Here is an 11,950-nt window from a genome sequence, read left to right as displayed (position 1 = left end):
CCTACTTCTACCTACCCTATAAACTCTCGAAAGTGGGGGGAGAGTGAAAAACTACTTTTATTTTTCCAGTTTTGGATTTGGAGATCACTTTCTGTGAGTAGTTGCCCCATTAAATTGCGAAAAGCTTGCACAAATGCGGAAAAAGGAATATTCCGATTTAATTGATCAAATTTTCCCTTAATAAAATATCCCCGTTGTTTGACTATGGGTTTATGAACTTCATTAACTACGGCAGTTTTACCAATCCCAGAAAAACCAGCGACTAACACTATTTCGCTGTTCCCTGCGGATACCCGCTCAAATGATTGCAGGAGTTTAGTGACTTCCTGTTCTCGACCATATAATTTTTCAGGAATGATAAAGCGATCGCTAAAATCATGTTCTCCTGTTCTAAAAAATTCAATCTGATTAGTAGCTTGTAACTGCTGCAAACAAATCTCTAGATCATATCGGATTCCCCATGCACTCTGATAGCGATCTTCGGCATTTTTTGCCATCAATTTACTGATAATTGCCGATAAAGCCACAGGTAAATGCGAATTAATTTTATGAACTGGAATGGCAGTTTTAGCCAGATGAGAATGTACTAACTCCATCGGCTCATCAGAGATAAATGGTAATTTTCCAGTCAGTAATTCGTAAAAGGTCACGCCTAAAGAATAAAAATCACTGCGATAGTCAATACCCCGATTCATTCTTCCTGTTTGTTCTGGGGATAAATAGGCAAGTGAACCTTCTAATGTATTGGCATTTTGGATTGTTTGGGTTTCCCTTGGCAACAGTGAGGCGATGCTGAAGTCAATAAGTTTGATTTGCTTGGTGGTAGGATTAATTAAAATATTGCTGGGTTTAATATCTTTATGAATAATCCGATGATGATATAATATATCTAAAATGTCACATAGAGAAATAGCTATTTCTAGAAATTCTGACAAAGCAAGTTTATTTTCCTGATTCATCATCCATTGATGAAGGGAGATGCCGCCAAAATCTTCCATGATTAAGGCATAACTATGATTGTAAGATTCTAGATGATAAGTTTTAATAATATTGGGTGAATTGAGACTTTTGGCAATGGTATATTGATTGCGAAACTGCACCAATTCGCTGAATGTGGGATAGTCGTTTTTCAGAATCTTGATAATAGCTGGCTGTTGGCTGATGGTACAGATACCACGATAGACGCAGGTGCGCGTACCGGCATATAATTGTTCAATGATTTGATAATGTGTGATATTAGCGATCGCACCCATAAAGTATTCCCTGCTAAATAAATCGTTGCATTAAGACAATACCTTTGCCACTTTTTGTAGGTTGAGTTTGAGAACGTAAGCGTTCACGAGGTTTTGTGTTATCAATAGACAAACAAACGAGTCAGGTTACGCTGTTGCCTAACCCAGTCTAAGAATCAAGGTTTTTTCAATTTAGCTAAGGTATTCCTAATACAACAGTTGATTGTATTCTATAAGTTTGACGGAGGAAGTGATCCAGGACACAACATTGGGGAAGTTTGACCTTATTCTTTTAGATCACGGGGGTAGTGATTGAAAGTACAGTCCCCGGTCAGGGGACAGAACTAGTAATCTGTCAACCCAAAAATGACGGGAGCAGGGGAGTAGGGGAGTAGGGGAGTGAAGAATAGAAGTTTTTTCATATTATTACCCGTCAAAATAAATTTGACAGACTACTATATATAACTTCTTCAATTTGACGAGCGATCGCCCCGTCGTGGTTGTTTTGTATAAAAAATAAAAAGCTGAAACTACTTTCAGATAATAGTTTCAGACCAAATGTGTGATCATTAAATTTTAATGCAGTAATGCCAGCACTATTGAGGTAAGTTGCGACTATTGTAAGCATCTATAGCATAGGCAGGCACACGCTGAGTATAGTCCATATCTACACCTGTAATAGATTTAGCTAAAGTTTCAAACTTGTCAGAAGCCCAGTTACGTTCGTGAATGGGTTTGCTTTGTTCACCCAAGAAGTAAGCGAGAGAACCGATAACGGAAACTGCTACCCAACCAACAACCAATAGAGAAATTAAAATAGCCATTTGAGAACCTCGTTTTTGATTTTTTGTAACCTTATGTAAATAAATATAACAGATTGTTAACAAAACTTGCAAATTATTTTTTGGTGTGTATGCCCTTCCTCTGGGTGCGGTATTCCCCACTGTAATATTTTTGTAACAAAACGCACAAACACAAGAAATTATTTAATGGTTACAGTTTTTAATAGATACCCAACTAGACTCTGCTATGGGAGAACCATCTTCACTCACTACGCTGTAGTGTTCCTTTTTCCAAATTGGCGCATTATGTTTGAGTGTATCAATAGCATACTCACAAGCGGCAAAAGCCTCACCACGATGGGGACAACCGATAGCCACAACCACACTAATTTCCCCAACTAATAATCTGCCAATGCGATGATATATCACCACCCGACTCACATCAGGCCATTGATGCCGAATATCATCAGCAATTTGATAAAATACCTGTAAAGCCATTGGTTCATAAGCTTGATATTCCAAAGCTACCACAGACTTACCATCAGTTTGATTACGAACCATACCACTCATCAGCACCACAGCACCATTGGCTGGATTATCTGCCTTACTGTAAATTTCTTCCACAGACAATGGCGCTAATGTAATCCCAAAACTATCTTCAACCCTGGGTTTAGTTGTAATCATATATTCTCCTCACAAAAATCCTTAGATTTATTCATCCGCGTTTATTTGCGTTTATCTGCGTTTAATACTTATTTTATAAGTTTATGTGGACGTTAATTCCACCAGCCAAGACTTTAAAAACCGTAAAATCAGTTAAACTAATTTTTTCATCTATATTATAAAAACCACAATCATCTCATGCAAGTGCAACTCAGTGGATCTAAAAATCCCCTCGCGTATCTACTATTAATTGCTCCTTTTTTCCTTTGGGGTACAGCAATGGTGGCCATGAAAGGCGTAATTCCTCATACCACGCCCCTATTTATGGCGGGAGTCAGATTAATACCTGCGGGGGTGTTAATTCTCATGGTGGCTGCATTTATGGGTAAACCTCAACCTCAAAGTTGGTTAGGATGGTTGTGGATTATTATATTTGCTTTGGTCGATGGTACTTTATTTCAAGGCTTTTTAGCTGAAGGTTTAGTCAGAACCAATGCCGGTTTAGGTTCAGTGATGATAGATTCCCAACCTCTAGCAGTAGCTTTACTTTCCCTGTGGCTATTTCAAGAACATATTGGATTATGGGGATGGTTGGGGTTAGGTTTGGGAATTACAGGAATTAGTCTGATTGGTTTACCGCAAGAGTGGATTTTCCATGTTTTTGACGCGGGGATCACCATTTCCATAGATAATTGGCAAGGGTTATTTAATAGTGGTGAGTTATTAATGTTACTGGCTGCTTTATCAATGGCTGTGGGAACGGTGATGATTCGGTTTGTGTGCCGATATGCAGATCCAGTAACGGCTACAGGATGGCATACAATTATCGGTGGCTTGCCTTTATGGGGAATTTCTTCAGTATTTGAATCCCAACAGTGGCAAAATCTTGTACTATCGGATTGGCTGGCTTTAAGTTATGCTACTGTATTTGGCAGTGCGATCGCCTATGGATTATTCTTCTACTTTGCCTCTAGTGGTAATCTCACCAGTTTAAGTTCTCTGACTTTTCTCACACCGGTTTTTGCTTTAATATTTGGTTATATTTTTCTCAATGAAGTCCTGACTACTATTCAATGGTTTGGGGTTTTTCTTACCTTAATCAGTATTTATTTAATTAACCAACGGGACAATATCGGCGGAAATCAGACAACGACTATCACAGGAGTCAGGAGTCAGGAGTCAGGAGTCAGGAGTTAAGAGTCTCTTACAGTATGGCTTTTACCGTAGATTCTTTATCTAATTTAAATTTAACAACCGCCAGTAATTCCCTCGATGTCTAATATTCAAAACCTCAAATCTGCCCTCTTACCCCCACCCCTCAAACCCGGTGATTTACTGCGCGTCATTGCCCCCAGTGGTGCATTGCGAGAAGTTGAGGCTTTTAATCAAGGTATAGAAATTTGGAAGTCGCACGGCTATCGGATTAAAATTAGCGAAAATATAGATAATAGAAATGGTTATCTAGCTGGTACAGATGCCCACCGTCGTCAACAATTAGCCACAGCATGGCAAGATCCAGAATGCAAGGGTATTCTCTGCGCGAGAGGTGGTTTTGGTAGCACCCGGATTTTAGAAGATTGGACTTGGCAAGAAAATACTATTACCCCTAAATGGTTAATCGGCTTTTCTGATGTCACAGCCCTGCTTTGGAGTCTCTACAACGCCGGGATTGTCGGTGTACATGGTCCTGTCATGACTACCCTAGCCAATGAGCCAGAATGGTCAATTAAGCGGTTATTGGACATATTAGAAGGTCGTCCCCTTGAACCTTTAAAAGGTTGTGGTTGGGGTGGTGGAACAAGTACGGGAATCTTGCTTCCTGGTAATCTGACAGTCGCTACCCATCTTTTAGGAACACCGATTTTACCCAACCTTGATGGTGTGATCTTAGCCTTAGAAGATGTCACAGAAGTACCTTATCGCATTGATAGGATGTTAACTCAGTGGCGATTAAGTGGGGTTTTGTCCCAAGTTCGGGGTATTGCTTTAGGTGGATTTACCCAATGTGAAGCCCCTCCTAACATCCCTAGTTTTACTGTAGAGGAAGTTTTGCGCGATCGCTTGGGTGATTTGTGTATTCCCATAGTTTCTCATCTCCCCTTTGGTCATGATAATCCCAATGCTGCTTTACCTGTGGGAATAATGGCAACATTGGACGCGGGACAAGGAACATTGCATTTTACCTCATAGATATAGATATATTATTAGACACTATGTTTCTTATCTATTCCCTATTCCCTATTCCCTCTTTAAGACAATGACAAAACATAAATAACTGTAAATCTGCGAGAACTTGATTAAAATCATGATGATTGTATAAACCTGTTTTATGATTAGCATTTCTGAGAACTGTTAACCAATTTGCTACTTCTTTCATGTACTCTATAGATGTATCAAGTTTTTGGGGATTATATGATCCTATTTGTCTATGTAATGCTAATTCTTTATCAGTGGGTTGAATACCTAAATCATTGATTTGAGCAGTAAGTATTTTATAGGTCAATTTTTCCACTAAATTTGCGGCTTTTAGACTTATACAATTAGAATGTACACGATATTTAATTAACACTTTGGGAATATTCCAAACTTTGAATTTTTTGGATATTCTTACCCATAGATCATAATCTTGAGCATTTGGATAATCTTTTCTGTAAACCTCTCCATTTATCTCAATTGCGTTGATTGCACTTCTTCTCATCAAAACTGCTGAATGAGCAAAATAATTATGGAATAGCAGCCTACAAGGAATTTTCTGATAGGGTTCTTCCTCATTCCATACTTCACCGGTCAAATTATCCTGATCATCCATTAATTCAACCCAAGACCCAACCATACCAAAGTCTGGGTTATTTTCCATAAACTCAAATTGTTCTGCTAATCTTGATGGATAAGCATAATCATCACAATCTAGAACAGCAATGTATTCACCTGATGATGCTTGCAAACATTTATTTCTAGTTGTGGGTATCCCCAGATTAACATTGTTTTTAATTAATTTAATTCTTTCATCTTGATAGGAATTGATAATGTTTACGCTGCTATCTGTGGAAGCATCATCAACAATGACAAGTTCAAAATTCGTAAACGTTTGATTTAAAATACTCTTTATTGCTGTGTCAAGATATTTTTCGCCATTATACACTGGCATAACTACTGTAATTTGAGGATTTAACTCTTGTTGAATAAGCTGATTTTGAGTCATAGTATTTAATGCTTTTGGACAAATGGGTGATTTTTATATAGCGATATGCACTTGCATGAGATACAGAACTTACAGTAAAAGCCATAGGGTAAGAGACTCTTAACTCTTAACTCCTGCTATAGTAATCCATAAATAACGTATAATGTGCGAGTTATACCTAATTTCAGGGAACTTTTGTTCAATTTCAAAAAATGCCTAGTATAAACTTTGACCCTAAGCCTACAATCTCGATTATTCTATCTACCTACAATCGAGCAGAATACTTAAATGATTGCATAAACAGTGTACTTCAACAAACTTTTCAGGATTTTGAATTAATTGTAGTTGATGATGGTAGCCGAGATCATACTTTTGAAATTGTCAATGATTACTTACGAAAATTTAATAATATTCGTTATCTTAAACATCAGAATCGAAAATTAGCTTATGCCAGAAATGCGGGTATTCAAGCATCTTTTGGCAATTATATCACATTTCTGGATAGTGACGATACCTATAAACCCAATCATTTACAGTCACGGTGGGAATTTATGCAAGCTAATCCAGAGATTGATTTGATTGTAGGTGGATGTGAAATTGCCGAAGAATTTTTTGTTGCTGATTACTTCCAACCCGATCAAGTAATTAATATTAGAGAGTGTATTGCGGGGGCAACATTTTTCGGAGAAAGACGCATATTTTTTGAATTAAAGGGATTTAATAATATTGCTTACGGAGAGGATGTTGATTTATGGGAGCGGGCTGAAAAAATCTTCAAGACTCAGAAAATACAAGAACCAGAAACCTATGTTTATACTAGAGCAGAAGATAGTATTACCAAAGTTTTCTTAGATGAAATTTCCTCTGCTAATTAACATATCCAGTATCTAAATTTTGAAGTGAGATTGACAAGAAAATGGCAGGATTTACCAATGGTTGCAGTTAGCGTTTCAAGTTGATTTTTTCAATTGCATCTATAAAATATTCTAGATATTTTTTATTTTAAAGAAAGTTATTTTTAGATGCAATTAATTAATCAAATTAGGAGATTGTTGGCAATTATTTAGCCTGTTTATGTAAGTTGTAAATTAACTCTTTTTGAAGATTGGATAGTATTTGTGTGAATTGCGTTAGAATATGTTAGAATTATAGCAAAATATGACAACTATTCAAAGTTAATTTGACATAATTTTGTCTTTTGTCAAGTTGAAGCCTAAAATCTACATTTTTTTGGAGTTTTGGAGTTTATGACAACCTCACAGGAGAGGATTATCCCGACGGATTTGCGAGGTGAAATGTCGCGGTCTTATCTAGAATACGCTATGAGCGTCATTGTAGGTCGGGCGCTGCCAGATGCTAGGGATGGACTCAAACCTGTGCATCGTCGCATCCTCTATGCCATGCACGAACTGGGTTTACTACATGATCGCCCTTTCAGGAAATGCGCCCGTGTGGTCGGGGAAGTATTGGGTAAATATCACCCTCACGGTGACACGGCAGTGTATGATGCCCTGGTGCGGATGGCGCAGGATTTTTCCATGCGATCGCCTCTCATCAGTGGACATGGTAACTTTGGTTCAGTAGACAATGATCCGCCGGCGGCAATGCGGTACACAGAATGTCGTCTGCACGCCTTAACCAGTGTAGCCCTCCTCCAAGATATTGAAGCCGAAACCGTAGATTTTGCTGATAACTTCGATGGTTCACAACAAGAACCCACAGTTTTACCCTCCCGCATTCCCCAACTGCTGTTAAATGGTTCTTCGGGAATTGCTGTGGGTATGGCGACAAATATTCCCCCACATAATTTGGGAGAATTGATTGATGGATTAGTAGCCCTCATTCACAACCCCGAAATAACTGATCTTCAGTTAATGCAGTATATTCATGGTCCTGATTTCCCGACTGGGGCGCAGATTTTGGGAGTCAGTGGCATTAAAGAAGCTTACACCACTGGACGCGGTTCAATTACCATGCGTGGTGTTGCCAATATTGAAACCATTGCCCAACGCAACCGTCCAGAACGGGAAGCAATTATCATTACCGAATTGCCTTACCAAACCAACAAAGCGGCATTAATTGAAAAAATTGCTGAGTTGGTGAATGATAAACGCATTGATGGCATTGCAGATATCCGGGACGAAAGCGATCGCGACGGTATGAGAATCGTCATAGAATTAAAACGTGATGCCTATCCCCGCGTCGTTTTAAACAACCTTTATAAACAAACCCCTTTACAGTCTAACTTTGGGGCAAATATGTTGGCATTAGTCAACAGCGAACCCCTCACCCTCAACCTCAAACGCTTCCTCAGTGTTTTCCTCGATTTCCGCATTCTCTCCATTGAACGCCGTACCCGCTACGAACTCAGGAAAGCCCAGGAACGAGATCACCTATTACAAGGCTTATTAATTGCCCTATCACGATTGGATGCAATTATTGTTTTAATTCGTCATGCACCAGACGCACCTACAGCCAAAGGGGAATTAATCACCACCTATGGACTGTCGGAAGTGCAAGCAGACGCAATTTTGCAAATGCAACTCCGCCGACTAACAGCCCTAGAAGCCGATAAAATCCGCCTCGAACACGACGATTTACAAGTTAAAATTACCGATTTAGAGGATATTTTAGCCAGACGGGAACGGGTGCTAGAAATCATTGAAACCGAAATCAGCCAAATCAAAACCAGCTTTGCCACACCCCGGAGAACAGTAATTACTCATGGGGAAGGAGACATAGATGATATTGACTTAATTGCCAATGAAAAGGCGATTATTATGGTGACAGAACAAGGTTACATCAAACGGATGCCCGTCAACACCTTTGAATCCCAAAGCCGTGCCACCAGAGGTAAAGCCGGCGCAAAAGTCAAAGATGATGATACCATCGAGCATTTCTTGACCTGCTGCGACCATGATAGTATTTTATTCTTTAGCGATCGCGGAGTCGTTTACTGTCTCAGAGCATATCAAATTCCCGTCAGTTCGCGCACCAGTCGGGGAACACCGATTGTGCAAATGTTACCCATTCCCAAAGAAGAAAAAATCACCTCCATTGTCCCCGTAGACGAATTTAGCAGCGAAGAATATCTTGTCATGCTCACCAAAGGCGGTAACATCAAAAAAACCGTCCTCGAAGCATTTAGCCACATTCGCGCCAACGGATTAATTGCCATATCCTTAGAAGAAGGCGACCAACTCCGCTGGGTCAGAAGAGCTAGAGTAGAAGACAGCATAATTATCGGCTCACGTCAAGGTATGGCCATTCACTTCCGCTGTACCCATGATCAACTGCGTCCCCTCGGTAGAGCCACTCGTGGTGTAAAATCCATGAAACTCAAAAATAAAGACGAACTCATCGGCATGGATATCCTACCAGCAGCTATTCTTGATACCTTAGCTACTGTCATAGAAGGGGAAATCGAAGAAATCGAAGAAACCGCTGAAATTGAAGAAACCGTAGAAACCCTAGAAACCGCCGACATCGAAAATAGCGAAGAAATCGCAGAAGTCACTAACACCAACAGTATTGGACCCTGGGTGTTAGTCATTACAATGGGCGGTTACGGTAAGCGCGTTCCTGTTTCCCAATTCCGACTCCAAAACCGCGCCGGACAGGGTTTAATGGCTACCAAATTCAAAAACCGCAAAACCAAAGACAAATTAGCCACCTTGCGAATTGTCAACAGCGACGAAGAAATCATGATGGCCACCAATCGCGGTATCATTATTCGTCAAGCAGTGAATGCCATTTCTATCCAATCCAGATCAGCCACCGGAGTTAGAGTGCAACGTCTAGATGAAGATGATGCCATTACCGGAGTTGCAATTGTTCCCCCCGACACAGGAGACACAGGAGAACTAGAAGAAGCCGAATAGACAATTAACCAGATCCCCGACTTCTTAGAGAAGTCGGGGATCTGAATTCCGATACTTTAGGACATAAGGAGATGATCAAACTCGGACACCAAAAGATTTCCAACCCCATCACTTATTATACCTTATCTCTCCTCAGTGGCATACTCATGGGAACAACCGTCGCCCCCATTGGTGCATGGTTCTTCGCCTGGATTGCCCTTGTTCCCTTGTGGATATTAGTTATTAAATATACATCTAAAACAGATCCCCCTGCCCCCCGTCCCCTGCCCCTTGCCTTATTTTGGGGTATCGGTTATCACGGAGTTGCCCTGTCATGGATTACAGGGATTCACCCAATGGATTGGTTAGGTGTTCCTTGGTTGCCTAGTTTAACTATAACCCTCCTTTGCTGGGCATTTATTAGCCTGTGGGGAGGAATTTTAGTTACTGTTTGGGCGGCTTTAATGGTGCGTTTAGATAGGGGAAATCCTTGGTGGCGTGTTCTATTTGGTACAGTAATTTGGTGTGGGTTAGAAAGTCTCTGGAGTGCAGGGCCTCTATGGTGGAGTTCTTTGGCTTACACTCAATCACCGCAAAATCTCGTAATTCTCCATTTAGGACAACTCTCTGGACCGAATACTGTAACTGCTGTGATTGTGGCGTTTAATGGGTTAATTGCTGAATATCTCACGCAGAGGCGCAGAGGCGCAAAGGAAGAAAGAATTGCTATTTATTCGGCTTTTTCTCTATTTATTTTGGCTCATTTAATTGGCTTTTTTCTTTACAGTCAACCGTTGACGGAAAACTCGAATACGGCTTTAAAAATTGGTGTAATTCAAGGTAATATTCCTAATAAAATTAAGGTTCTTCCTGAAGGTTTGCGTCGGGCTATGACAGCTTACACTGAAGGATATTTAAGTTTAACTAATCAAGGAGTCCAAGCTGTTCTTACTCCAGAAGCTTCTATACCTATTTTTTCTCGTACTTTACCACAAACTCCTTTATTAGCAGCTATTCGAGAACAGGGTGTCATAGCTTGGGTAGGTGCATTTGGTGAACAGGGAAGTAGTTATACAAATAGTTTATTTACGGTTCTTGGGAATGGGGAAGTTACCAGCCGTTATGATAAATCTAAACTTGTGCCATTAGGAGAATATATTCCTTTTGAAAATATTTTAGGTGGACTTATTCAACGCTTATCACCTCTAGAAGCACATCAAGTTCCGGGTAAGGCTAATCAAATTTTTGATACTCCTTTTGGAAGAGTAATTATTGGTATTTGTTATGAATCTGCTTTTGCGGAAAATTTCCGTTATCAAGCTTCTATGGGTGGAAAATTTATCCTCAGTTCTTCCAATGATGCCCATTATACGGCAGCAATGGCAGATCAACATCATGCCCAGGATATCATGCGGGCAATTGAAACTGATAGATGGGCTGTGAGGGCAACAAATACAGGCTATTCGGCATTTATTAACCCTCATGGACAAACTTTATGGAAATCGGCTTATGATACCTATCAAACCCATGCAGAAACTATTTATCCCCGTCAAACTCGGACTTTATATGTGCGTTGGGGTGATTGGTTAACTCCTTTATTATTGGTTTTGAGTGCTTTAAGCTGGATATTCCGATAATTTAATTTTTCTCATTTTTTTCTGCTGTTACATTATTAAGTGTTACCTAAAAACTAAATTGCATCCGCAAATTACTTACATAAATATTGGGATTACTATTAAAATTGTTAGGATTGAAAACAGCGTAAAATGAGGGAACAAGAGCGATATTATCATTTAATGGATAAAAATAAGAAGCCTCTAATTCGTATATTTTACCACCATCACCACCACCAGATACAAAGTATTGACGACCTTTTTGAATATCCATCGGAGCAACGAAAGTTAATACTCCTAATCCACCTTTTTTGCCTAAATCGGGAAAAGCCATCCCCATTTGCCAAGATTGCACATTCACTGTTTGATCAATTGGTTCTAAATTAATATTGCCATAACTATAACGTCCAAAAATTCCTAATTTTGGGTTTAATAACCAATCGAAATTAAAGGCAAAAGTATGGGCATTGGCATGATCTAAACCACCTGATGTCACTGTGCCTGTGTTGGAGTCATAGACAGAGAAACCAGGACCAGCATCAAGATAACCATAGGGTAGTGGTGCGTAGTTTTTCACTCTCCCCCCACTTTCGAGAGTTTATAGGGTAGGTAGAAGTAG

Annotated in this window: 9 protein-coding genes and 1 pseudogene; 5 read left to right on the top strand and 5 right to left on the bottom strand. The window is 39.7% G+C overall.

Going from position 1 to position 11,950, the window contains the following annotated elements:
• Window positions 1-56: 56 nt before the first annotated feature.
• The 3 genes and pseudogenes from FJR05_RS16790 to FJR05_RS16780 all read right to left on the bottom strand — a co-directional run.
• Window positions 57-1,253 (bottom strand): annotated as a pseudogene (locus tag FJR05_RS16790) (protein kinase); the annotation flags it as partial.
• Window positions 1,254-1,828: 575 nt separating this feature from the next.
• Window positions 1,829-2,056 carry a photosystem II protein, Psb35-related gene (locus FJR05_RS16785; RefSeq protein WP_168645170.1) on the bottom strand — a complete coding sequence of 76 codons (228 nt, stop codon included), beginning with the start codon at window positions 2,054-2,056 and terminating at the stop codon, window positions 1,829-1,831.
• Window positions 2,057-2,218: 162 nt separating this feature from the next.
• Window positions 2,219-2,698, bottom strand: a complete 480-nt coding sequence (locus tag FJR05_RS16780; RefSeq protein WP_168645169.1) for a molybdenum cofactor biosynthesis protein MoaE — start codon at window positions 2,696-2,698, stop codon at window positions 2,219-2,221.
• Between the two features lie 177 nt (window positions 2,699-2,875).
• Between FJR05_RS16780 and FJR05_RS16775 the strand changes: the two genes are divergently transcribed.
• Entirely contained in the window at window positions 2,876-3,874 is a 999-nt protein-coding gene (locus FJR05_RS16775; protein ID WP_168645168.1) for a DMT family transporter, read from the top strand.
• A gap of 75 nt (window positions 3,875-3,949) precedes the next feature.
• The gene (locus FJR05_RS16770; protein WP_168645167.1) at window positions 3,950-4,867 is read left to right on the top strand and encodes an LD-carboxypeptidase; all 918 of its coding nucleotides are present in this window, start codon (window positions 3,950-3,952) and stop codon (window positions 4,865-4,867) included.
• Between the two features lie 34 nt (window positions 4,868-4,901).
• On the opposite strand, the gene FJR05_RS16765 is transcribed toward FJR05_RS16770, so the two are convergent.
• A complete protein-coding gene (locus FJR05_RS16765; RefSeq protein WP_168645166.1) occupies window positions 4,902-5,879 on the bottom strand; it encodes a glycosyltransferase in 978 nt (325 codons plus the stop codon).
• A gap of 191 nt (window positions 5,880-6,070) precedes the next feature.
• On the opposite strand from FJR05_RS16765, the gene FJR05_RS16760 reads away from it, so the two are divergent.
• The 3 genes from FJR05_RS16760 to lnt all read left to right on the top strand — a co-directional run bounded on the left by FJR05_RS16760 (window position 6,071) and on the right by lnt (window position 11,355).
• Complete coding sequence (locus tag FJR05_RS16760) at window positions 6,071-6,733, top strand: glycosyltransferase family A protein (protein WP_168645165.1); 663 nt, start codon at window positions 6,071-6,073, stop codon at window positions 6,731-6,733.
• Window positions 6,734-7,105: 372 nt separating this feature from the next.
• The gene (gene gyrA / locus FJR05_RS16755) at window positions 7,106-9,739 is read left to right on the top strand and encodes a DNA topoisomerase (ATP-hydrolyzing) subunit A (RefSeq protein WP_168645164.1); all 2,634 of its coding nucleotides are present in this window, start codon (window positions 7,106-7,108) and stop codon (window positions 9,737-9,739) included.
• Between the two features lie 71 nt (window positions 9,740-9,810).
• Complete coding sequence (gene lnt / locus FJR05_RS16750) at window positions 9,811-11,355, top strand: apolipoprotein N-acyltransferase (protein ID WP_168645163.1); 1,545 nt, start codon at window positions 9,811-9,813, stop codon at window positions 11,353-11,355.
• A gap of 46 nt (window positions 11,356-11,401) precedes the next feature.
• On the opposite strand, the gene FJR05_RS16745 is transcribed toward lnt, so the two are convergent.
• Window positions 11,402-11,908, bottom strand: coding sequence for a carbohydrate porin (locus FJR05_RS16745; protein ID WP_168645162.1), 507 nt, complete (start codon window positions 11,906-11,908; stop codon window positions 11,402-11,404).
• Window positions 11,909-11,950: the final 42 nt, after the last annotated feature.

The organism is Dolichospermum sp. UHCC 0259, from assembly GCF_009711935.1.
Lineage (GTDB): Bacteria > Cyanobacteriota > Cyanobacteriia > Cyanobacteriales > Nostocaceae > Dolichospermum.
The sequence above is the reverse complement of the archived record's forward strand: the minus strand, read 5'-3'. Positions and strand labels throughout refer to the sequence as shown.